The sequence below is a fragment of the Staphylococcus casei genome (assembly GCF_030294405.1).
Lineage (GTDB): Bacteria > Bacillota > Bacilli > Staphylococcales > Staphylococcaceae > Staphylococcus > Staphylococcus succinus.
This window is the reverse complement of sequence record NZ_CP125718.1, coordinates 2457873-2482982: the sequence shown is the minus strand read 5'-3', so window position 1 is coordinate 2482982 and position 25110 is coordinate 2457873. Positions and strand designations below refer to the sequence as shown.

The window sequence follows — 25110 nt, the reverse complement described above, 5'->3', positions numbered from 1 at the left end:
GAAGATGACAGAGGGATAACATTGACATATTGTATTCAGTTTTGAATGCTCATTGGAGTATTCAGTGCATAATTTGTACATTGAAAACTAGATAAGTAAGTAAAATATATAGATTTTACCAAGAAAAACCGAGTGAATTAGAGTTTTAAATAAGCTTGAATTCAAAAAAGAAATAATCGCTAGTGTTCGAAAGAACACTCACAGATTAATAACATTTTGGGTTTTTAACCGACTTTGTCGTGTTAAAAGTCAAAAAAGATTAAGTTATTAAGGGCGCACGGTGGATACCTTGGCACTAGAAGCCTATGAAGGACGTTACTAACGACGATATGCTTTGGGGAGCTGTAAGTAAGCTTTGATCCAGAGATTTCCGAATGGGGAAACCCAGCACGAGTTATGTCGTGTTATCGATATGTGAATACATAGCATATTCGAAGGCAGACGCGGAGAACTGAAACATCTTAGTACCCGCAGGAAGAGAAAGAAAAATCGATTCCCTGAGTAGCGGCGAGCGAAACGGGAAGAGCCCAAACCAACGAGCTTGCTTGTTGGGGTTGTAGGACACTCTATACGGAGTTACAAAAGAACAAATTAGACGAATCATCTGGAAAGATGAATCAAAGAAGGTAATAATCCTGTAGTCGAAAGTTTGTTCACTCTTGAGTGGATCCTGAGTACGACGGAACACGAGAAATTCCGTCGGAATCCGGGAGGACCATCTCCCAAGGCTAAATACTCTCTAGTGACCGATAGTGAACCAGTACCGTGAGGGAAAGGTGAAAAGTACCCCGGAAGGGGAGTGAAATAGAACTTGAAACCGTGTGCTTACAAGTAGTCAGAGCCCGTTAATGGGTGATGGCGTGCCTTTTGTAGAATGAACCGGCGAGTTACGATTTGATGCAAGGTTAAGCAGTAAATGTGGAGCCGTAGCGAAAGCGAGTCTGAATAGGGCGTTGAGTATTTGGTCGTAGACCCGAAACCAGGTGATCTACCCATGACCAGGCTGAAGTTCAGGTAACACTGAATGGAGGGCCGAACCGACTTACGTTGAAAAGTGAGCGGATGAGTTGTGGGTAGCGGAGAAATTCCAATCGAACCTGGAGATAGCTGGTTCTCTCCGAAATAGCTTTAGGGCTAGCCTCAAGTGATGATTATTGGAGGTAGAGCACTGTTTGGACGAGGGGCCCTTATCGGGTTACCGAATTCAGACAAACTCCGAATGCCAATCAATTTAACTTGGGAGTCAGAACGCGGGTGATAAGGTCCGTGTTCGAGAGGGAAACAGCCCAGACCACCAGCTAAGGTCCCAAAATATATGTTAAGTGGAAAAGGATGTGGCGTTGCCCAGACAACTAGGATGTTGGCTTAGAAGCAGCCATCATTTAAAGAGTGCGTAATAGCTCACTAGTCGAGTGACACTGCGCCGAAAATGTACCGGGGCTAAACATATTACCGAAGCTGTGGATTGTCCGTAGGACAATGGTAGGAGAGCGTTCTAAGGGCGTTGAAGCATGATCGCAAGGACATGTGGAGCGCTTAGAAGTGAGAATGCCGGTGTGAGTAGCGAAAGACGGGTGAGAATCCCGTCCACCGATTGACTAAGGTTTCCAGAGGAAGGCTCGTCCGCTCTGGGTTAGTCGGGTCCTAAGCTGAGGCCGATAGGCGTAGGCGATGGATAACAGGTTGATATTCCTGTACCACCAAAATTCGTTTTGAGCGATGGGGGGACGCAGTAGGATAGGCGAAGCGTGCTGTTGGAGTGCACGTCCAAGCAACAAGACTGAGTATTAGGCAAATCCGGTACTCTTAAGGTCAAGTTGTGATGGGGAGAGGAAATTTTTTCCTCGAGTCGTTGATTTCACACTGCCAAGAAAAGCCTCTAGCTAGAATTTTGGTGCCCGTACCGCAAACCGACACAGGTAGTCAAGATGAGAATTCTAAGGTGAGCGAGCGAACTCTCGTTAAGGAACTCGGCAAAATGACCCCGTAACTTCGGGAGAAGGGGTGCTCTTTAGGGTTAACGCCTAGGAGAGCCGCAGTGAATAGGCCCAAGCGACTGTTTATCAAAAACACAGGTCTCTGCTAAACCGTAAGGTGATGTATAGGGGCTGACGCCTGCCCGGTGCTGGAAGGTTAAGAGGAGTGGTTAGCTTCGGCGAAGCTACGAATCGAAGCCCCAGTAAACGGCGGCCGTAACTATAACGGTCCTAAGGTAGCGAAATTCCTTGTCGGGTAAGTTCCGACCCGCACGAAAGGCGTAACGATTTGGGCACTGTCTCAACGAGAGACTCGGTGAAATCATAGTACCTGTGAAGATGCAGGTTACCCGCGACAGGACGGAAAGACCCCGTGGAGCTTTACTGTAGTCTGATATTGAAATTCGTCACAGCTTGTACAGGATAGGTAGGAGCCTTTGATACGTGAGCGCTAGCTTACGTGGAGGCGTTGTTGGGATACTACCCTCGCTGTGTTGGATTTCTAACCCGCACCATTTATCATGGTGGGAGACAGTGTCAGATGGGCAGTTTGACTGGGGCGGTCGCCTCCTAAAGAGTAACGGAGGCGCTCAAAGGTTTCCTCAGAATGGTTGGAAATCATTCATAGAGTGTAAAGGCATAAGGAAGCTTGACTGCGAGACTTACAAGTCGAGCAGGGTCGAAAGACGGACTTAGTGATCCGGTGGTTCCGCATGGAAGGGCCATCGCTCAACGGATAAAAGCTACCCCGGGGATAACAGGCTTATCTCCCCCAAGAGTTCACATCGACGGGGAGGTTTGGCACCTCGATGTCGGCTCATCGCATCCTGGGGCTGTAGTCGGTCCCAAGGGTTGGGCTGTTCGCCCATTAAAGCGGTACGCGAGCTGGGTTCAGAACGTCGTGAGACAGTTCGGTCCCTATCCGTCGTGGGCGTAGGAAATTTGAGAGGAGCTGTCCTTAGTACGAGAGGACCGGGATGGACATACCTCTGGTGTACCAGTTGTCGTGCCAACGGCATCGCTGGGTAGCTATGTATGGACGGGATAAGTGCTGAAAGCATCTAAGCATGAAGCCCCCCTCAAGATGAGATTTCCCAACTTCGGTTATAAGATCCCTCAAAGATGATGAGGTTAATAGGTTCGAGGTGGAAGCATAGCGATATGTGGAGCTGACGAATACTAATCGATCGAAGACTTAATCAAATATTAAACCAGTTTTGATTGGTAAATTTTAAATTTTACTTACTATTCAGTTTTGAATGTATAATTTCATACATTTCATTGTCTGGTGACAATGGCAAAGAGGTCACACCTGTTCCCATGCCGAACACAGAAGTTAAGCTCTTTAGCGCCGATGGTAGTCGGACTTACGTTCCGCGAGAGTAGGACGTTGCCAGGCAGTCCATTTTGACCTTCGGGTCGTTTTTTCATGGAAGTTTTACCCTTTTACAATTTAATTTAAAAAAGTTATTGACTTTCTAAGTCAAAACCTGTAAAATTAATTCTTGTGTTGAAGAAATGAACATTGAAAACTGAATCGCAATATGTCAACGTTAATTCCGAACACAACATTAAATTGTTGGTTCAAACGTGTTAGAGATAACACACAAATTAGTATTTTATGAGCTAATCAAACATCATAATCATTTATGGAGAGTTTGATCCTGGCTCAGGATGAACGCTGGCGGCGTGCCTAATACATGCAAGTCGAGCGAACGGATAAGGAGCTTGCTCCTTTGAAGTTAGCGGCGGACGGGTGAGTAACACGTGGGTAACCTACCTATAAGACTGGAATAACTTCGGGAAACCGGAGCTAATGCCGGATAACATATAGAACCGCATGGTTCTATAGTGAAAGATGGTTTTGCTATCACTTATAGATGGACCCGCGCTGTATTAGCTAGTTGGTAAGGTAATGGCTTACCAAGGCGACGATACATAGCCGACCTGAGAGGGTGATCGGCCACACTGGAACTGAGACACGGTCCAGACTCCTACGGGAGGCAGCAGTAGGGAATCTTCCGCAATGGGCGAAAGCCTGACGGAGCAACGCCGCGTGAGTGATGAAGGTTTTCGGATCGTAAAACTCTGTTATTAGGGAAGAACAAATGCGTAAGTAACTGTGCGCATCTTGACGGTACCTAATCAGAAAGCCACGGCTAACTACGTGCCAGCAGCCGCGGTAATACGTAGGTGGCAAGCGTTATCCGGAATTATTGGGCGTAAAGCGCGCGTAGGCGGTTTCTTAAGTCTGATGTGAAAGCCCACGGCTCAACCGTGGAGGGTCATTGGAAACTGGGAAACTTGAGTGCAGAAGAGGAAAGTGGAATTCCATGTGTAGCGGTGAAATGCGCAGAGATATGGAGGAACACCAGTGGCGAAGGCGACTTTCTGGTCTGTAACTGACGCTGATGTGCGAAAGCGTGGGGATCAAACAGGATTAGATACCCTGGTAGTCCACGCCGTAAACGATGAGTGCTAAGTGTTAGGGGGTTTCCGCCCCTTAGTGCTGCAGCTAACGCATTAAGCACTCCGCCTGGGGAGTACGACCGCAAGGTTGAAACTCAAAGGAATTGACGGGGACCCGCACAAGCGGTGGAGCATGTGGTTTAATTCGAAGCAACGCGAAGAACCTTACCAAATCTTGACATCCTTTGAAAACTCTAGAGATAGAGCCTTCCCCTTCGGGGGACAAAGTGACAGGTGGTGCATGGTTGTCGTCAGCTCGTGTCGTGAGATGTTGGGTTAAGTCCCGCAACGAGCGCAACCCTTAAGCTTAGTTGCCATCATTAAGTTGGGCACTCTAGGTTGACTGCCGGTGACAAACCGGAGGAAGGTGGGGATGACGTCAAATCATCATGCCCCTTATGATTTGGGCTACACACGTGCTACAATGGACAATACAAAGGGCAGCTAAACCGCGAGGTCATGCAAATCCCATAAAGTTGTTCTCAGTTCGGATTGTAGTCTGCAACTCGACTACATGAAGCTGGAATCGCTAGTAATCGTAGATCAGCATGCTACGGTGAATACGTTCCCGGGTCTTGTACACACCGCCCGTCACACCACGAGAGTTTGTAACACCCGAAGCCGGTGGAGTAACCATTTTATGGAGCTAGCCGTCGAAGGTGGGACAAATGATTGGGGTGAAGTCGTAACAAGGTAGCCGTATCGGAAGGTGCGGCTGGATCACCTCCTTTCTAAGGATATATTCGGAACATCTTCTTTAGAAGATGACAGAGGGATAACATTGACATATTGTATTCAGTTTTGAATGCTCATTGGAGTATTCAGTGCATAATTTGTACATTGAAAACTAGATAAGTAAGTAAAATATATAGATTTTACCAAGAAAAACCGAGTGAATTAGAGTTTTAAATAAGCTTGAATTCAAAAAGAAATAATCGCTAGTGTTCGAAAGAACACTCACAGATGAATAACATTTTGGGATTTTAACCGACTTTGTCGTGTTAAAAGTCAAAAAAGATTAAGTTATTAAGGGCGGACGGTGGATACCTTGGCACTAGAAGCCTATGAAGGACGTTACTAACGACGATATGCTTTGGGGAGCTGTAAGTAAGCTTTGATCCAGAGATTTCCGAATGGGGAAACCCAGCACGAGTTATGTCGTGTTATCGATATGTGAATACATAGCATATTCGAAGGCAGACGCGGAGAACTGAAACATCTTAGTACCCGCAGGAAGAGAAAGAAAAATCGATTCCCTGAGTAGCGGCGAGCGAAACGGGAAGAGCCCAAACCAACGAGCTTGCTTGTTGGGGTTGTAGGACACTCTATACGGAGTTACAAAAGAACAAATTAGACGAATCATCTGGAAAGATGAATCAAAGAAGGTAATAATCCTGTAGTCGAAAGTTTGTTCACTCTTGAGTGGATCCTGAGTACGACGGAACACGAGAAATTCCGTCGGAATCCGGGAGGACCATCTCCCAAGGCTAAATACTCTCTAGTGACCGATAGTGAACCAGTACCGTGAGGGAAAGGTGAAAAGTACCCCGGAAGGGGAGTGAAATAGAACTTGAAACCGTGTGCTTACAAGTAGTCAGAGCCCGTTAATGGGTGATGGCGTGCCTTTTGTAGAATGAACCGGCGAGTTACGATTTGATGCAAGGTTAAGCAGTAAATGTGGAGCCGTAGCGAAAGCGAGTCTGAATAGGGCGTTGAGTATTTGGTCGTAGACCCGAAACCAGGTGATCTACCCATGACCAGGCTGAAGTTCAGGTAACACTGAATGGAGGGCCGAACCGACTTACGTTGAAAAGTGAGCGGATGAGTTGTGGGTAGCGGAGAAATTCCAATCGAACCTGGAGATAGCTGGTTCTCTCCGAAATAGCTTTAGGGCTAGCCTCAAGTGATGATTATTGGAGGTAGAGCACTGTTTGGACGAGGGGCCCTTATCGGGTTACCGAATTCAGACAAACTCCGAATGCCAATCAATTTAACTTGGGAGTCAGAACGCGGGTGATAAGGTCCGTGTTCGAGAGGGAAACAGCCCAGACCACCAGCTAAGGTCCCAAAATATATGTTAAGTGGAAAAGGATGTGGCGTTGCCCAGACAACTAGGATGTTGGCTTAGAAGCAGCCATCATTTAAAGAGTGCGTAATAGCTCACTAGTCGAGTGACACTGCGCCGAAAATGTACCGGGGCTAAACATATTACCGAAGCTGTGGATTGTCCGTAGGACAATGGTAGGAGAGCGTTCTAAGGGCGTTGAAGCATGATCGCAAGGACATGTGGAGCGCTTAGAAGTGAGAATGCCGGTGTGAGTAGCGAAAGACGGGTGAGAATCCCGTCCACCGATTGACTAAGGTTTCCAGAGGAAGGCTCGTCCGCTCTGGGTTAGTCGGGTCCTAAGCTGAGGCCGATAGGCGTAGGCGATGGATAACAGGTTGATATTCCTGTACCACCAAAATTCGTTTTGAGCGATGGGGGGACGCAGTAGGATAGGCGAAGCGTGCTGTTGGAGTGCACGTCCAAGCAACAAGACTGAGTATTAGGCAAATCCGGTACTCTTAAGGTCAAGTTGTGATGGGGAGAGGAAATTTTTTCCTCGAGTCGTTGATTTCACACTGCCAAGAAAAGCCTCTAGCTAGAATTTTGGTGCCCGTACCGCAAACCGACACAGGTAGTCAAGATGAGAATTCTAAGGTGAGCGAGCGAACTCTCGTTAAGGAACTCGGCAAAATGACCCCGTAACTTCGGGAGAAGGGGTGCTCTTTAGGGTTAACGCCCAGGAGAGCCGCAGTGAATAGGCCCAAGCGACTGTTTATCAAAAACACAGGTCTCTGCTAAACCGTAAGGTGATGTATAGGGGCTGACGCCTGCCCGGTGCTGGAAGGTTAAGAGGAGTGGTTAGCTTCGGCGAAGCTACGAATCGAAGCCCCAGTAAACGGCGGCCGTAACTATAACGGTCCTAAGGTAGCGAAATTCCTTGTCGGGTAAGTTCCGACCCGCACGAAAGGCGTAACGATTTGGGCACTGTCTCAACGAGAGACTCGGTGAAATCATAGTACCTGTGAAGATGCAGGTTACCCGCGACAGGACGGAAAGACCCCGTGGAGCTTTACTGTAGTCTGATATTGAAATTCGTCACAGCTTGTACAGGATAGGTAGGAGCCTTTGATACGTGAGCGCTAGCTTACGTGGAGGCGTTGTTGGGATACTACCCTCGCTGTGTTGGATTTCTAACCCGCACCATTTATCATGGTGGGAGACAGTGTCAGATGGGCAGTTTGACTGGGGCGGTCGCCTCCTAAAGAGTAACGGAGGCGCTCAAAGGTTTCCTCAGAATGGTTGGAAATCATTCATAGAGTGTAAAGGCATAAGGAAGCTTGACTGCGAGACTTACAAGTCGAGCAGGGTCGAAAGACGGACTTAGTGATCCGGTGGTTCCGCATGGAAGGGCCATCGCTCAACGGATAAAAGCTACCCCGGGGATAACAGGCTTATCTCCCCCAAGAGTTCACATCGACGGGGAGGTTTGGCACCTCGATGTCGGCTCATCGCATCCTGGGGCTGTAGTCGGTCCCAAGGGTTGGGCTGTTCGCCCATTAAAGCGGTACGCGAGCTGGGTTCAGAACGTCGTGAGACAGTTCGGTCCCTATCCGTCGTGGGCGTAGGAAATTTGAGAGGAGCTGTCCTTAGTACGAGAGGACCGGGATGGACATACCTCTGGTGTACCAGTTGTCGTGCCAACGGCATCGCTGGGTAGCTATGTATGGACGGGATAAGTGCTGAAAGCATCTAAGCATGAAGCCCCCCTCAAGATGAGATTTCCCAACTTCGGTTATAAGATCCCTCAAAGATGATGAGGTTAATAGGTTCGAGGTGGAAGCATAGCGATATGTGGAGCTGACGAATACTAATCGATCGAAGACTTAATCAAATATTAAACCAGTTTTGATTGGTAACTTTTAAATTTTACTTACTATCTAGTTTTGAATGTATAATTTCATACATTTCATTGTCTGGTGACAATGGCAAAGAGGTCACACCTGTTCCCATGCCGAACACAGAAGTTAAGCTCTTTAGCGCCGATGGTAGTCGGACTTACGTTCCGCGAGAGTAGGACGTTGCCAGGCAGCATTATAGGATGCGATGAGCCGAGACCGAGAGGTCTCTTTTTTTTATGCAATTTTTTATTAAGACTTTGACAGTTAACATAATATAAAAAACAAGGGGCCTATTTCATGAGTCTCTTTTTTTGAGCTTATAAAATGTTCGACTAATATCGTTATAAATTATGTTAGAATGTTAACTATTATGAAAAACTATAAAAATTAAAGCTTTTATTTAGTAATAGAAAGTGGGAATATGTGATGCCAAAGCCTTTGACTAATAAGTTTAATGAATTTTTGCGACAATCTCCGATTTCGCTTCATGTACCTGGGCATAAAAATATGACGATTGGCCAATTAGAGCAATTAGATTTTAAAATGGATATGACAGAAATCACAGGCTTAGATGATCTACATCAGCCAGAAGGCATTATATTAAAGAGTATGGAAGGTATATCAAAGCATCCTGACTACGAGGCTTACTATTTAGTAAATGGTACTACTTCAGGTATTTTATCAGTAATTCAAGGCTTTTCAGAGCAAAAGGGAAAATATACTATGGTACGTAATGCACATAAGTCTGTCTTTCATGGATTGGAGTTAACCTGTCAAAATGCGCTATTATTAGAAATGGATATAAGTTTAAAGACAAATCAATATTTAGGACCCGACTTATCTAATTTGCGTGATCAGATACAAGACACTAAATTAGCAATTTTTACATATCCTAATTACTATGGTGAATGTTTTGACATATCATATACTACTATGAAACTAAAAGAGGCGGGTGTTCCAGTTTTAATAGATGAAGCACATGGAGCACATTTTGGTTTAGAAGGCTTTCCGAGTTCTTCATTAAATACTGGTGCTGATTATGTTGTGCAGTCTTACCATAAGTCATTGCCTTCACTTACAATGAGTTCTATAATTTTTATACATAAAGATGCACCGCAACGTAAAAATGTCATTAAATATTTAACTTATTTTCAATCTTCTAGTCCGTCATATCTATTGATGACGAGTTTAGAATTAGCACATGACTTTTATAAAAAATATGATAGCGCCTTATTTTTTGATAAGAGATACGAATTGATAAGTATATTGAAGCAGATTGGCTTGGAAGTTATTGAAGTAGATGATCCATTAAAATTAAATATAAGAGGTAATGGCTATACAGGTTTTGAACTTCAAAAGCTTTTTGAAATGAAAAACATATATATTGAACTTGCTGACAATAATCAAATATTATTGGTATTGCCATTATGGCATGAAGAAGATACGTATCCATTTGAATTACTGTTAGAAAGATTAAAAAGTATTAATTTTGAAAAAAGAAAAGCACGTAAAAAAACAGAAATAGAATACCTTACTGAAAAAGGTGTATATTATTCTGGTGAAATAGATAAGATACGTAACATAAACATTAATAAATCAGTAAATAAAATATTGGCAACACATATTGTTCCATATCCTCCAGGTATTCCCCTCATGTTTAAAGGAGAAAAAATAACTGAAAATATGGTAAAATTAATGAATTATTGGCAAGATAATAATTTGAGAGTAGAAGGAATAAGAAATCATAAAATAGAAATTAAGGATGAGTAATATATGTCAGCTTTTATAACATTTGAAGGTCCAGAGGGTTCAGGGAAAACGACAGTTATACAACAAGTAGCGCAAAAACTAGAATCGAAATACAATGTTGTACTTACTAGAGAACCGGGTGGTGTGAAAACAGGAGAGCAGATACGTGAACTTTTACTTGAAGGCGATGATATGGATGAACGTACGGAAGCCTTGTTGTTTGCAGCATCTAGACGTGAACATCTTGTAGGTAAAGTGATACCATCATTAAATGAAGGTAAAATTGTATTATGTGACCGTTATATTGATAGTTCGTTAGCTTATCAAGGCTACGCACGGGGTATAGGATTAGCAGAAGTGAAATCGATTAATGAATTTGCTATCGATGGATTGTATCCTGATATTACGATTTACCTTGATGTAAGTGTTGATATAGGACGAGAACGTATCCTGAAAAATCAACGAGCGCAAAATCGTTTAGATCAAGAAAATGTAAATTTTCATGAAAAAGTAGTTGAAGGTTATAAAAAAATTATTCATAATGAGTCTGAACGCTTTATCGTAATCGATGCTGATAGAAGTATAGAAGAAGTTGTAAGTGCAGCGTATGAATCTATCAGTAAATATTTAGAAAAATTATGATATAATATTGGGAAGAGGTGTTTAGTTACGAAAATGATTATAGCAATCGTACAAGATCAGGATAGCCAAGAACTTTCGGATAAACTTGTTAAACATAATTTTAGAGCAACAAAACTCGCAACAACAGGTGGATTTTTAAGAGCAGGAAATACAACGTTCTTATCTGGTGTTGAAGATGATCGTGTAGATGAAATGCTAAAGGTAATTGATGATACATGTGGGAATAGAGAACAGCTTGTTTCACCTATCACACCAATGGGCGGCAGCGCGGATTCTTATATCCCTTATCCAGTTGAAGTAGAAGTTGGAGGGGCAACGGTATTTGTAATGCCAGTTGAAGCTTTCCATCAATTCTAAAATCATGGTTGCTATATATAGTTACCTCACAAATTGCATTTAAATCAAAGGAGATGCGAGTAAGACTCTTTTGAAAGGTGCTTTGTAGGGGGATTATGTATAAGCAGCCTTTTTATATAAAGGAGTATCTTTATGATGGATGAACAAGAAAGACTGACAAAAGCATACTATTCAAATAAACTATCACATGCTTATTTATTTGAGGGTGATGATGGTCAGAAAATGCAACAAGTAGCAATTGATTTTGCTAAACTTATCTTATGTAACGAAAACAACCAATGTCAGTTGAAAGTAGAATCATTAAACCATCCGGATTTTATGTATGTATCTTCTGAAGAAACAACAATAAAAAAAGATCGAGTAGAGCAATTGGTACATCATATGAATCAACTTCCAATCGAAGGTGATTATAAAGTTTATATTATAGAATCCTTCGAGAAATTGACTGTACAAGGTGAAAATAGTATTTTAAAATTTTTAGAAGAGCCTCCTGAAAATACCATCGCTATTTTATTATCTACGAAGCCAGAGCAAATTTTAGATACCATCCACTCAAGGTGCCAACATGTATACTTTAAACCGATTAATAAATCACATTTTATTGATAGATTAGTTGAACGTGATATTTCAAGACCTGTAGCTGAGTTACTAAGTACATATACGACGCAAACAGAAATCGCAGTTGCACTTAATGAGGAAGCAGATTTAACAGCACTCCGGAAAACTATTGTGAAATGGTGTCAGTTATTACTGACAAATCGCTCGATGGCACTTATTGCTATTGTAGATTTATTGAAGCAAGCTAAAAATAGACGTTTACAATTACTTACATTGGCAGCAGTTAATGGTTTCTTTGAAGATGTTATGCATGCTAAAGTAGGTATTATGGATGATGTGATTTATCAAGATTTACAAGAAGATATAAAAGAATATACTAAGAAATTAACATATAATCAGATTATTTTGATGTATGATCAAATAACTGAAGCGCATAAAAAGTTGAATCAAAATGTGAATCCAACATTAGTGTTTGAACAGATTGTTATAAAAGGGGTGAAATAACTATGCAAAATGTAGTGGGTATTGATTTTCAAAAATCAGGTAAAATGGAGTATTACGCACCTAAACAATTCGATTTAAAAGTTGGTGATTGGGTCGTTGTTGAGTCTAAAAGAGGCATAGAAATGGGACGTGTAAAGTATGAACCATTAGATGTAGCTGACGAAGATGTGATGTTGCCATTAAAACAAATTGTACGTCTTGCGACAGAAGACGATAAGATGAAATATGAGCAAAATGAATTAGACGCTGAAGAAGCCATGAATTTGTGTAAAGATACCATTCAACAGCAAAATTTAGATATGCGTTTAGTGAATTGTGAATTTACTTTAGATAAATCTAAAGTAATATTTAATTTTACTTCTGATGACCGAGTAGATTTTAGAAAACTAGTGAAGGTACTAGCTCAAAAATTAAGAACTCGTATTGAATTAAGACAAATTGGTGTGAGAGACGAAGCGAAACTATTGGGTGGCATTGGTCCATGTGGCCGTTCGTTATGTTGTTCCACATTTTTAGGTGATTTTGAACCCGTATCTATCAAAATGGCCAAAGATCAAAATTTATCATTAAATCCAACTAAAATTTCTGGTGCTTGTGGCCGTTTAATGTGTTGTTTGAAATATGAAAATGATTATTATGAAGAAGCACGTGCACAATTACCAGATGTTGGCGATGCGATTGAGACACCAGAAGGCAATGGTAAAGTAATAGGATTAAACATTTTAGATATTTCTATGCAAATTAAAGTAGAAGGTTTGGAACAACCACTAGAATATAAAATGGAAGAATTAGAAGCATTAAATTAGGAGGCTTTAACGACATTGAACCGTAGTGACATATTTGAAAAGCTAGCACATTTAGAAGAAAATATTAATCAAATTAATAGTGATATGTTTAATTTGAAAAATCTCACGGTCGAATTGATCGAAGAAAATGTTGCCTTACAAATAGAAAATGAAAATTTAAAAACTTTAATTGATAAAGAAGAAAAACCTAGAAAAGTTGAAAGTGGGAAAAAAGGGCAATATAAACAGCCACTACGCAGTAAAGATAATTTAGCAATGTTGTATAAAGAAGGTTTTCATATCTGTAATGGTGAATTATTTGGTAAACATAGAAAAGGTGATGATTGTTTATTTTGCTTAGAAGTTTTAAGTGAATAAAAGGGCCTTTATAACAAAATAAATGCAAAGTGTGTGAGGATGAGATGTAGTGATAGGCTTGATTATTAAGCATCGCTAGCTTATCCTCTTTTTTGGAGGTTAGTATGAACATGTTAAATAATGGTGAAAGATTTGATTGTTTGATGAAAGAAAATCTTAAAATCATACAAAATGATGAGGTTTTTTCTTTTTCAACAGATGCATTATTACTTGCACATTTTACCAAAGTAAAGAACCGAGACAAGGTATTAGATTTATGTTCCGGCAATGGTGTGATTCCTTTGTTGTTATCAGCTAAAGGCCTACAAAATATTGAAGCGATTGAGATTCAAGAACAATTAGTAGATATGGCCGAAAGAAGTATTAGATTTAATGATTTAGAACAGAGGATTCATGTATATCATATGGATCTTAAACAGGCGCATAAACATTTTAAACCTTCACAATATAATGTGGTGACATGCAATCCACCCTACTTCAAAGTAAATCAACAACATCAACATCAAAAAGATGCACATAAGATAGCGCGACATGAAATCATGTGTACATTAGAAGATTGTTGTTTTGCTGCAAGACATTTATTGAAACAGGGAGGACGCTTCTTGATGGTACACAGAGCGGAACGTCTAATGGATGTCTTAAGCAATATGAGACAGTATCAAATTGAACCCAAAAAGCTTCATTTTATTTATAGTAAACAAGGGAAAGTTGCTCAAACAATTGTGGTTGAAGGTAGAAAAGGTGGTAACCAAGGACTCGATATACAAACACCTTTTTATATTTATAATGAAGATGGAACTTATACGAAAGAAATGAGAGAAATATATTATGGATAAACATTATATATATATTGTTAAGTGCAAAGACGGAAGTTTATATACTGGATATGCAAAAGATATCGCGCAGAGAGTGGCTAAACATAATCGTGGGCAAGGTGCCAAATACACTAAAATAAGACGTCCAGTAGAGTTAGTTTATCAAGAAATGTTTGATACTAAATCGGAAGCGTTAAAAAGAGAATATGAAATTAAAACATATTCAAGAACAAAAAAATTAGACTTAATAAGTGAGGGATAACGTATGGCGACATTATATTTGGTAGGAACACCAATTGGAAACTTAGCGGATATTACATATAGAGCGGTAAAAACTTTAAAAGAAGTGGATTTGATTGCCTGTGAAGATACTAGAGTAAGTAAGAAATTGTGTGCACATTATGAGATAGCAACACCGCTTAAATCATATCATGAACATAACAAGATACAGCAAACAGAATACTTGATAGAACAATTGCAAGAAGGCATTAGCATAGCCTTAGTATCAGATGCTGGACTCCCACTCATAAGTGACCCAGGATACGAACTTGTAGTTGCCGCGAGAGAACACCAAATTAAAGTTGAAACTGTGCCAGGTCCTAATGCAGGTCTGACAGCACTTATGGCGAGTGGGTTACCTTCCTTCACCTATACATTTCTTGGGTTTTTACCACGTAAGGAAAAGCAAAAACAAGAAATTTTAGAAAATCGTATGTATGAAGATAGTACGCTTATTATTTATGAGTCACCACATAGAGTAAAAGACACATTAAAAACTATCCAAAAAATAGATGAAAATAGAAAAGTTTCATTGGGTAGAGAATTAACCAAAAAATTCGAACAAATCACAACGAGCAACGTAGATGATTTGTTAAATCAATTACAAGAAGGGCTTATCCCAACAAAGGGTGAGTTTGTAGTGTTAATAGAAGGTGCTGTAGCAGTTGAAGATACCTCGTGGTTCGAAGAAATGACGATAGCTGAGCATGTTAACTATTATATAGACCAAGATATGAAAACCAAAGCAGCTATTAAACAAGTCGCTGAAATTCGTCATATGAAAACAGGCGAAGTATATGATGTTTATCATAATGTTTAATAATGAAAAACAAGACTAATTGATTTGTTATATTAACAAATTGAGACAAATCGTATGAAATGTTTATATTAACTAGAAAGCGATTAAAGCAAGAAAAAATGATGTGAAAAACTCCCATAACTCATGCGATTTATGGTAATGTAGATAGGATAGAGATTATTAATCATATTTAAATATAAGCTGATTTGAGTAATGAAAAAACTTCAATGTGAATAGTATACTATCATAGACAATTACAGTGATGAATTAATAAAATATAATGAAAACAAACGTCTGTTTCATTGAAAAAGAGAATCAATTTAGATAAATTTAAAGCATAAGAATCGAGGAGGAACATTGATGGCGAAAGAAACATTTTATATCACTACACCAATATATTATCCGAGTGGGAATTTGCATATCGGACATGCATATACAACAACTGCTGGTGATGTAATCGCACGTTATAAAAGAATGCAAGGCTATGATGTTCGTTATTTAACAGGAACGGATGAACACGGGCAAAAAATTCAAGAAAAAGCACATAAAGCAGGGAAATCTGAATTAGAATATTTAGATGAAATGATAGCTGGTATAAAAGAATTATGGAGTAAGTTAGAAATTTCCAATGACGACTTTATACGCACTACAGAAAATCGTCATAAAGAAGTCGTAGAGCAAATCTTTGAACGCTTATTGTCACAGGGAGATATTTATTTAGGAGAATATGAAGGTTGGTATTCAGTTCCAGATGAAACTTATTATACTGAAACACAATTAGTGGATCCTATTTATGAAAATGGGCAAATTATTGGCGGTAAAAGTCCAGATTCTGGTCATGAAGTAGAGCTAGTTAAAGAAGAAAGTTATTTCTTTAATCTATCTAAATACACTGACAGATTATTAGAATTTTATGATGAAAACCCTGAATTTATACAACCTCCTTCAAGAAAAAATGAAATGATTAACAACTTTATTAAGCCAGGTTTAGAAGACTTAGCTGTATCACGTACTTCATTTGACTGGGGCATTCGTGTTAAATCTAATCCTAAGCATGTTGTTTATGTTTGGATTGATGCACTTGTTAATTATATATCATCATTAGGATATTTATCAGATGACGATGGATTATTCAAAAAATATTGGCCAGCAGATATTCATATCATGGCAAAAGAAATTGTAAGATTCCATTCAATTATATGGCCAATCCTATTAATGGCATTAGATATCCCCCTTCCAAAGAAAGTGTTTGCACATGGTTGGATTCTAATGAAAGATGGTAAAATGAGTAAATCTAAGGGAAATGTTGTTGACCCTAATGTCCTTATCGATCGTTATGGTCTAGATGCAACACGCTACTATTTAATGCGTGAGTTACCATTTGGTTCAGATGGTGTGTTTACCCCAGAAGGCTTTGTAGAACGCACAAATTATGATTTAGCTAATGACTTAGGAAACTTAGTCAACCGTACGATTTCAATGATTAATAAATATTTTGATGGTGAATTGCCTGCATACCAAGGGCCAAAACACGAATTAGATGAAGAAATGGAACAAATGGCATTAGATACTGTGAAAACGTTCCATGAAAATATGGATGATTTACAATTCTCTGTAGCACTTTCTACAATTTGGAAATTGATTAGTCGTACAAATAAATATATCGATGAAACATCCCCATGGGTGTTAGCCAAAGATGAAAGCCAAAAAGAGATGTTAGGAAATGTAATGGCCCATTTAGTTGAGAATATACGTATTGCAGCGGTATTATTACGCCCATTCCTTACACATGCGCCAAAACAAATCTTTGAACAATTAAATATTAATTCTCCTGAACTGGCTGAATTGGATAGTGTAGAACAATATGGTGCATTAACTGCACCAATTATAGTGATAGGTAAGCCGCAACCTATCTTCCCACGTTTAGATAGTGACGTTGAAATTGATTATATTAAACAATCAATGCAACCACCGAAGGCAGAAGAAACAGTTGTAGAAGTGCCGAGCAAAGAACAAATCGATATCAAGGATTTTGATAAAGTTGAAATCAAAGCCGCAACGATAATTGATGCAGAACAAGTGAAAAAATCTGATAAATTATTAAAAATACAAGTTGATTTAGACAGTGAACAACGTCAAATCGTGTCAGGTATCGCAAAATTCTATCAACCAGAAGATATCATCGGTAAAAAAGTTGCAGTCGTAACAAACTTAAAACCTGCGAAATTAATGGGTAGAAAATCAGAAGGTATGATTTTATCTGCTGAAAAAGATGGTGTACTAACACTTGTGAGTCTACCTAATGCGATTCCTAATGGTTCAATAATTAAGTAATTAAAATTTAAGGGAGCGATATAGTATGCTAATTGATACACATGTTCATTTAAACGCCGAGCAATATGACGAGGATTTAGAAGCGGTCATTGAGCGAGCTAGAGAAAATGGGGTGGATCGTATGTTTGTGGTGGGTTTTGACACACCTACGATTGAACGTACGATGGAACTTATTGATCAATATGAATTTATCTATGGCATAATTGGATGGCACCCTGTGGATGCAATTGATTGTACAGAAGAGCGTTTGGAATGGATAGAACAACTTGCTTCCCACCCAAAAGTAATAGGTATAGGTGAGACAGGATTAGACTATCATTGGGATAAGTCTCCTAAAGATATACAACAAGCTTTATTCAGAAAGCAAATTGCTTTAGCTAAGCGTGTTAATCTGCCAATTATCATACACAATAGAGAAGCAACGCAAGATTGTGTTGATATATTAAAAGAAGAGCACGCAGAAGAAATTGGCGGTATTATGCATAGTTTTAGTGGTTCTCCTGAAATTGCAGATGATGTAATTAATAAATTGAATTTCTATGTGTCATTAGGCGGGCCTGTTACATTTAAAAATGCGAAGCAACCAAAAGAGGTAGCAAAGCATGTCCCGTTCGATAGATTATTAGTTGAAACAGATGCACCATTTCTATCACCACATCCATATAGAGGTAAAAGGAATGAGCCTGCACGTGTGACGCTCGTAGCTGAGCAAATCGCTGAATTACGTGGTGTGAGTTATGAGGAAGTTTGCCAACAAACAACTAAAAATGCAGAACAATTGTTTAAATTAAAGGCATAGAGATAGAACAAGAAAGATGTCGGTCTGAGATGTGGCTTAGTTTTTAGAGCGAATACTAAGTGGAAACCATTATTGGCACCGGCATCTTTTTATTTTTACCAAAATCGAATGAAATTTATGAAAGGTGAAACAATAAATGAAGATAAACGAATTTATTGTAGTAGAAGGTAGAGACGATACCGAGCGAGTTAAAAGAGCTGTCGAATGTGACACGATTGAAACAAACGGCAGCGCAATTAATAAAGAGATTTTAGATGTGATTGCACAGGCTTTTGAGACGAGAGGTGTTATCGTGTTTACTGATCCAGATTTCCCGGGTGATAAAATACGAAACACAATTCAGAAAAATATACCTGGTGTGAAACATGCGTATATAGATAAAGAAAAAGCAAAGAATAAACGTGGTAAAATTGGCGTAGAAAATGCAAAGCTTTCCGATATCAAAGAAGCGTTAATGAATGTAAGTACACCTTTTGAAGAAGGGTGCGAAACGATTAGTAAAGATGTGTTAGTTGATTTAGGATTAATAGTTGGAAAAGATGCTCGAAGAAAGAGAGAAATCCTTGGACGCAAGCTACATATCGGGCATTCTAATGGTAAACAGTTAATAAATAAACTCAATGCATTTGGTTATACAGAAATGGACGTTAGAAATGCATTAAGTGATAATGAAGGAAGTGAAATATAAATGGATATTAAAGATATTGCTACACCATCCCGCACAAAAGCACTACTGAATCAATATGGTTTTAATTTCAAAAAAAGTTTAGGTCAAAACTTTTTAATTGATGTTAATATTATTCATAACATTATTGACGCAAGTGATATAGATGAAAATACTGGCGTAATAGAGATTGGACCAGGAATGGGATCATTAACTGAACAATTGGCTAAAAGTGCGAAAAAAGTTATTGCTTTTGAAATTGATCAACGTTTGATCCCTGTGCTTAAAGATACCCTATCCCCTTATGATAATGTGACGGTTATTAATGAAGATATATTAAAGGCTAACATTGCGCAGTATGTATCTGAAAATCTTGAAGATTGTGACAAGATTATGGTTGTTGCAAACTTGCCATATTACATTACAACGCCTATATTACTTAATTTAATGCAACAGCGCTTACCGATTGATGGTTACGTGGTGATGATGCAAAAAGAAGTAGGCGAAAGATTGAATGCACAAGTAGGAACGAAAGCATATGGATCATTATCAATTGTTGCACAATACTATACAGAAACAAGCCAAGTATTGACTGTGCCGAAATCAGTATTTTTACCACCGCCCAATGTAGACTCGATTGTTGTGAAACTAATGAAACGAGATGTGCCAGAAGTTGAAGTAGACAATGAGGATAAATTTTTCAAAATGACTAAATCTGCCTTTAGCCAAAGACGAAAAACGATAAATAATAACTACCAAAGTTTGTTCGTTGAAGGAAAAAATAAGAAAGAAGTTATTTTAAAATGGTTAGAAACAAGTGGTATAGATCCAAGACGTCGTGGAGAAACGCTTTCAATAAAAGAATTTGCAAATTTATATAATGAATTGAAAAATTTCCCAGAATTAGAATTTTAAATTATTGACAAGTGCGCTTTACCTTGCTAAAATTGATGTTTTGTTTGACAAAAACACGCTATTTGTGTTATTATACATCTTGTAGCGAGGTGGAGCAATATGCCAAAATCTATTGGAGACATCAAAAATAAACTTGATTGTCAATTAGGAAACCGTATTGTACTAAAAGCGAATGGTGGACGCAAAAAAACTATTGAACGTAGTGGTGTGTTAAAAGAAACATATCCTTCAGTATTTGTTGTTGAGCTAGATCAAGATAAACATAATTTTGAGCGTGTGTCATATACATACACTGATGTTTTGACTGAAAACGTACAAGTTTCTTTCGAAGAAGATAATCATCATGAAGCAGTTGCACACTAAATAATAGTGATATAAAGTAAAGTTTGGCTACAAAGTCGAACTTTTTAATTTTAACTTTAATATTATAATGATAGATAAAAAGGTATGTTGGCGCAATTACGCTGATATACCTTTTTCTTTACCCTGATTTATCAAGTGGTTATAATTTTATTGAAAACTAAGTATGTTGTAGAATAATAAATTAAGAAATGATTTTACAATACTTCATAATTATATATCAATATAAATTACTGAGAATGATGTTGTAACAGATTTAGTTTTAAAAAACTGACAAATCAACTATAACAATATGTTAAAATCATTTTATTACCATATCGAAATTGAAAGAGGGTGGACATATGATTTATGAAACAGCTCCGGCTAAGATTAATTTCACGCTGGACACACTCTTTAAACGAGATGATGGTTTTCATGAAGTTGAAATGATTATGACAACAATAGATTTAAATGATCGTTTGTCATTTGAACTACGTAAAGACAATCAAATTGTTGTCGATGTAGAGCAAACTTATGTTCCCTCCAATAGTAAAAATTTGGCATATAAAGCTGCAGAATTAATGAAGAAGAATTATAATTTAGAACAAGGTGTTACAATCAGCATAGATAAAAATATACCGGTATCAGCTGGTCTTGCTGGTGGTTCGACAGACGCTGCAGCGACAATGAGAGGGATGAATCGCCTATATAATTTGAATCGTCCATTAGAAGAATTGTGTGAACTTGGAGTTACCATAGGTACGGATATTCCATTTTGTGTTTTTGGAAAAACGGCATTGTGTAAAGGGAAAGGTGAACAAATTAACTTTCTGAATAAGCCACCTTCAGCGTGGGTGGTTGTGGCCAAACCCAATATAGGAATATCATCACCTGAGATTTTTAAAGTGTTAGATCTAAAACAAACACATAATGTCGATACTAAAGCGTGCGAATCAGCTTTAAATACAGGAGATTATGAACTACTATGTAAGAGTCTTTCAAATCGATTGGAGCCTATCTCAAATCAGTTGTGTCCTGAGATTTTAAAAATAAAAGAGAACATGTTAGATAACGGTGCAGATGGTGCTATGATGAGCGGAAGCGGTCCTACTGTTTATGGTCTCACACAAAAAGAACGACAAGCAAGGCATGTATACAATGCTGTCAATGGCTGTTGTAATGAAGTATATATAGTAAGATTATTAGGATAAGAGAAGGGATGAGTTTAATGCGCTATAAAAGAAGTGAACGAATTGTATATATGACTCAATATTTAATGAATAATCCAAATAAATTGATACCTTTAACTTATTTTGTGCAAAAATTCAAGCAGGCGAAATCGTCAATAAGTGAAGACGTCCAAATTATTAAAACTACTTTTCAAATGGAAAAACTTGGGACAGTTATTACGACAGCTGGAGCGAGTGGTGGCGTTACATATAAACCTGAGATGAGTAAAGAAGAAGCAAGTGAAGTTGTAGAAGATATTATTGAGCAGCTTCAAGAAAAAGACCGTTTGTTACCAGGAGGGTATTTATTCTTATCAGACTTAATGGGAAACCCGACTTTGCTGAATAGAGTGGGGAAATTGATTGCTACACTATATATGGATGAAGAACTAGATGCTATCGTAACGATTGCTACGAAGGGTATTTCTCTTGCTAATGCAGTAGCTAATGTATTGAATATACCAGTCGTAGTCATTAGAAAAGATAATAAAGTAACTGAAGGTTCTACAGTATCAATAAATTACGTATCTGGTTCTTCACGAAAAATTGAGACAATGGTTCTTTCAAAGAGAACTTTACCTGAAAATTCAAACGTACTTGTGGTCGATGATTTCATGAGAGCTGGTGGTTCTATCAACGGCGTAATGAATTTAATGAATGAGTTTAAAGCTCATGTGAAAGGGGTATCCGTACTAGTAGAATCAAAAGAAGTTAAGCAAAGGTTAATTGAAGATTATACTTCCTTAGTGAGATTATCTGATGTAGACGAATACAATCAGGAATTTAAGGTAGAAAAGGGTAACAGTTTAAATAAATTTTCTTAAAGGAGCGATAACGGCAGCATGAAAACGATTAATACAAACAAGGCGCCTGAAGCGTTAGGCCCATACTCACATGCAACGCAAATTAATGGTCTAGTGTTCACATCTGGACAAATCCCATTAAACTTAGATGGCGAAATTGTCAGTGATGATGTAAAAGAACAGACAAAACAAGTCTTAGAGAATTTAAAGGTTGTTTTAGATCAAGCTGGATCAGACATAGATTCAGTTATTAAAGCTACTATTTTTATTGCTGATATGAATGAATTTCAAAATATAAACGAAGTTTATGGCAAATACTTTGACACTCATCAACCAGCAAGAAGTTGTGTTGAGGTAGCAAGGTTACCTAAAGATGTTAAAGTAGAAATCGAAGTAATAGCAGAAGTTAAGTAAGGATTTATAATTTTTGATGAAATTGTTAAGCTTCTAACAAAGAGATACTAGGGGGGCTCACTACATGAAAGTGACAGATGTAAGACTTAGAAAGATACAGACAGATGGAAGAATGAAAGCGCTCGTTTCAATCACTTTAGATGAATCATTTGTGGTTCATGATTTACGTGTCATTGAAGGCAACACAGGTCTATTCGTCGCAATGCCAAGTAAACGTACACCAGATGGTGAATTCCGAGACATCGCGCATCCGATTAACTCAGAAATGAGACAAGAAATACAAGATGCAGTGATGAAAGTATATGAAGAAACTGATGAGGTTATTCCTGATAGAAATGCACAACCATCAGAAGACTCTGGCGAAGAAGCTTAATAAAATTTGTGATAATCATTATAATTCAAATAATATATAAAAAGAAGATTGAACTTCTGTATGACAGAAATTCAATCTTCTTTTTTTGTGAAAAAGTAAAGGAATTTATAATTTTTTTAATTTAATGTAAATGTGTAAAGGTGACAAAAATTATCTATTATATAATTATATTGAATATGCTCGACAAAACAATTAGAAATTTGGATTTATTCATATCTAAATAATGAATGGAAATACATGTTAAAGCATATATTGATAAAATATAGTGAATGATTATAGTAGAGTGAGAAAAATATTGTATATTAATGAAGCGTTTTCTAATACTTATAAAGATGACAAATAGTAAATAGAATAATTTGATTTATGACGATTTCAATCTTCTTATTATTTAATATTGACGCTTTGATCCTTGAAAGTGGGGCTAGCGTTAAATTATAATAAGGAGGAAGTGTATATTTTAATGGAGGGTTAACATACATGCAAAGACGTGCAATAGTACTCGCAGCCGGCAAGGGTACACGTATGAAATCAAAGAAATACAAAGTACTACATGAAGTTGCAGGCAAATCGATGATTGAACATGTTGTTGATAACGTTAAGCAATCTGGAGTAGAACAACTTGTAACAATTGTTGGTCATGGCGCAGAAAGCGTGAAAGAAACTTTAGGTGACGCGTCACTTTATAGTTTTCAAGAAGAACAATTAGGAACTGCACATGCTGTGAAAATGGCGAGTGAACATTTACAAGATAAACAAGGCACAACGCTTGTTGTCTGTGGTGATACACCATTAATTACTACAGAAACATTGAAAGCTTTAGTTGATCACCACGAGCAAAATCAAGCACAAGCTACAGTATTGTCTGCTACAGCACCAAATCCATTTGGATATGGGCGCATTCTTCGTGATTCAGATAACCATTTAGTTAAAATCGTTGAACAAAAAGACGCAACAGAAAATGAAAGAGAAATTAATGAAATTAGTTCTGGTATTTTTGCTTTTGATAATCAAGTGCTATTTGATAAATTAAATCATGTGAAAAATGATAATGTACAAAGTGAATATTATTTGCCAGATGTACTTTCATTAATTTTAGAAGATAAAGGTAGCGTTGAGGTATATCATACAGACGATTTTGATGAAATTATGGGTGTGAATGACAGATTGATGTTGAGCGAAGCTGAAAGCGCATTTAGACAGCGCATCAATGAATATCACATGAAAAATGGCGTAACGATTATTGACCCAACATCTACTTATATTGGTGTAAACGTGAAGATTGGTGAAGATACTGTAATTGAACCAGGCGTGAAGCTTGTAGGTTATAGTGAAATTGGTGAAGACGTTATCATTGGACAATATACAGAAATTACAAACAGTAGTATAGGATCTAATGTTACAATTAAGCAGTCAGTCATCAATGAATCAAAAGTGGATGATTATGCAACAATTGGACCGTTTGCGCAACTAAGACCAGGCGCTGATCTTGGCAAGAAAGTGAAAGTCGGTAATTTTGTTGAAGTTAAAAAATCGATAATTAAAGACGGTGCTAAAGTACCACATTTAAGTTATATTGGTGATGCTGAAATTGGTGAACGTACAAATATTGGCTGTGGCTCAATTACAGTTAACTATGATGGCATCAATAAATTCAAAACAAGTATCGGTGATGATGTATTTATCGGTTGTAATACAAATCTTGTTGCGCCTGTAACGTTAGGAAATCGTGCTTTTGTAGCAGCAGGCTCTACTATAACTGATAACGTGCCAAATGATAGTCTAGCGTTAGGAAGAGCTAGACAAACGACTAAAGAAGGTTACTTGAAAAAATAAAATGCACAACGTTTAGATAATTAAGCTACAACTGTTAAACTCAATGTAACTAAATTTGTTACGAACTTGGAAGCTTTTATGTTGATAAATAATATAATGTTGCCTTGTATATAAATTAAACTAATTGAATGAATTAATTGGAGGACTATAA

The 25110-nt window shown here is 38.2% G+C and carries 19 protein-coding genes and 5 rRNA genes; all 24 read left to right on the top strand.

The annotated features are described in order from the left end of the window. Positions 1-257 precede the first annotated feature (257 nt). The 24 genes from QMO72_RS12125 (at position 258) to glmU (ending at position 24959) form a co-directional block, all read left to right on the top strand. A 23S ribosomal RNA gene (locus tag QMO72_RS12125) occupies positions 258-3179 on the top strand. Between the two features lie 81 nt (positions 3180-3260). Next, positions 3261-3375 (top strand): 5S ribosomal RNA (rrf, locus tag QMO72_RS12120). A gap of 247 nt (positions 3376-3622) precedes the next feature. Further along, positions 3623-5176: ribosomal RNA gene (locus QMO72_RS12115) — 16S ribosomal RNA — on the top strand. Between the two features lie 285 nt (positions 5177-5461). Next, positions 5462-8383 (top strand): 23S ribosomal RNA (locus QMO72_RS12110). An 81-nt stretch (positions 8384-8464) separates the two neighbouring features. Then, positions 8465-8579 (top strand): 5S ribosomal RNA (gene rrf / locus QMO72_RS12105). Together the 16S, 23S and 5S rRNA genes form the textbook arrangement of a ribosomal RNA operon. Positions 8580-8816: 237 nt before the next feature. Then, the gene (locus tag QMO72_RS12100) at positions 8817-10160 is read left to right on the top strand and encodes an Orn/Lys/Arg family decarboxylase (protein WP_103267962.1); all 1344 of its coding nucleotides are present in this window, start codon (positions 8817-8819) and stop codon (positions 10158-10160) included. 3 nt (positions 10161-10163) lie between these two features. Beyond that, a complete protein-coding gene (gene tmk, locus QMO72_RS12095; protein WP_103267961.1) occupies positions 10164-10781 on the top strand; it encodes a dTMP kinase in 618 nt (205 codons plus the stop codon). A 33-nt stretch (positions 10782-10814) separates the two neighbouring features. Then, entirely contained in the window at positions 10815-11138 is a 324-nt protein-coding gene (gene darA, locus QMO72_RS12090; protein ID WP_103267960.1) for a cyclic di-AMP receptor DarA, read from the top strand. 135 nt (positions 11139-11273) lie between these two features. Further along, on the top strand, positions 11274-12200 hold the full coding sequence (locus QMO72_RS12085; RefSeq protein WP_103267964.1) for a DNA polymerase III delta subunit-related protein: 927 nt from the start codon (positions 11274-11276) through the stop codon (positions 12198-12200). A 2-nt stretch (positions 12201-12202) separates the two neighbouring features. After that, positions 12203-13006, top strand: a complete 804-nt coding sequence (locus QMO72_RS12080; protein WP_103267959.1) for a PSP1 domain-containing protein — start codon at positions 12203-12205, stop codon at positions 13004-13006. A gap of 15 nt (positions 13007-13021) precedes the next feature. Beyond that, positions 13022-13363, top strand: coding sequence for a DNA replication initiation control protein YabA (yabA, locus tag QMO72_RS12075; RefSeq protein ID WP_069822747.1), 342 nt, complete (start codon positions 13022-13024; stop codon positions 13361-13363). A gap of 110 nt (positions 13364-13473) precedes the next feature. Beyond that, positions 13474-14199: a tRNA1(Val) (adenine(37)-N6)-methyltransferase gene (locus QMO72_RS12070; protein ID WP_103267963.1), complete on the top strand. Its 726-nt coding sequence runs from the start codon at positions 13474-13476 to the stop codon at positions 14197-14199. Further along, a complete protein-coding gene (locus QMO72_RS12065; protein ID WP_103267958.1) occupies positions 14192-14440 on the top strand; it encodes a GIY-YIG nuclease family protein in 249 nt (82 codons plus the stop codon). Before QMO72_RS12070 ends, QMO72_RS12065 begins: the two co-directional genes overlap by 8 nt. 3 nt (positions 14441-14443) lie before the next feature. Next, complete coding sequence (gene rsmI, locus QMO72_RS12060; RefSeq protein WP_103267957.1) at positions 14444-15277, top strand: 16S rRNA (cytidine(1402)-2'-O)-methyltransferase; 834 nt, start codon at positions 14444-14446, stop codon at positions 15275-15277. Between the two features lie 339 nt (positions 15278-15616). Then, on the top strand, positions 15617-17590 hold the full coding sequence (gene metG / locus QMO72_RS12055) for a methionine--tRNA ligase (protein WP_103267956.1): 1974 nt from the start codon (positions 15617-15619) through the stop codon (positions 17588-17590). A gap of 25 nt (positions 17591-17615) precedes the next feature. Next, positions 17616-18389 (top strand): TatD family hydrolase, encoded by a 774-nt coding sequence (locus tag QMO72_RS12050; RefSeq protein WP_103267955.1) that lies wholly within the window; start codon positions 17616-17618, stop codon positions 18387-18389. Positions 18390-18525: 136 nt separating this feature from the next. Next, positions 18526-19077 carry a ribonuclease M5 gene (gene rnmV, locus QMO72_RS12045; protein WP_103267954.1) on the top strand — a complete coding sequence of 184 codons (552 nt, stop codon included), beginning with the start codon at positions 18526-18528 and terminating at the stop codon, positions 19075-19077. After that, positions 19078-19968, top strand: coding sequence for a 16S rRNA (adenine(1518)-N(6)/adenine(1519)-N(6))-dimethyltransferase RsmA (gene rsmA, locus QMO72_RS12040; protein ID WP_103267953.1), 891 nt, complete (start codon positions 19078-19080; stop codon positions 19966-19968). It abuts the gene before it with no gap. 99 nt (positions 19969-20067) lie between these two features. Then, a complete protein-coding gene (gene veg, locus QMO72_RS12035; protein ID WP_046837955.1) occupies positions 20068-20331 on the top strand; it encodes a biofilm formation stimulator Veg in 264 nt (87 codons plus the stop codon). Between the two features lie 338 nt (positions 20332-20669). After that, positions 20670-21518, top strand: a complete 849-nt coding sequence (gene ispE, locus QMO72_RS12030) for a 4-(cytidine 5'-diphospho)-2-C-methyl-D-erythritol kinase (protein ID WP_103266132.1) — start codon at positions 20670-20672, stop codon at positions 21516-21518. Positions 21519-21535: 17 nt separating this feature from the next. After that, positions 21536-22360, top strand: a complete 825-nt coding sequence (gene purR / locus QMO72_RS12025) for a pur operon repressor (protein ID WP_073505038.1) — start codon at positions 21536-21538, stop codon at positions 22358-22360. A gap of 18 nt (positions 22361-22378) precedes the next feature. Further along, a complete protein-coding gene (locus QMO72_RS12020) occupies positions 22379-22753 on the top strand; it encodes a RidA family protein (RefSeq protein WP_069822738.1) in 375 nt (124 codons plus the stop codon). A 64-nt stretch (positions 22754-22817) separates the two neighbouring features. Continuing rightward, positions 22818-23126, top strand: a complete 309-nt coding sequence (gene spoVG / locus QMO72_RS12015) for a septation regulator SpoVG (RefSeq protein WP_046837959.1) — start codon at positions 22818-22820, stop codon at positions 23124-23126. Between the two features lie 477 nt (positions 23127-23603). Next, positions 23604-24959 carry a bifunctional UDP-N-acetylglucosamine diphosphorylase/glucosamine-1-phosphate N-acetyltransferase GlmU gene (gene glmU / locus QMO72_RS12010; protein ID WP_103266131.1) on the top strand — a complete coding sequence of 452 codons (1356 nt, stop codon included), beginning with the start codon at positions 23604-23606 and terminating at the stop codon, positions 24957-24959. Positions 24960-25110 lie beyond the last annotated feature (151 nt).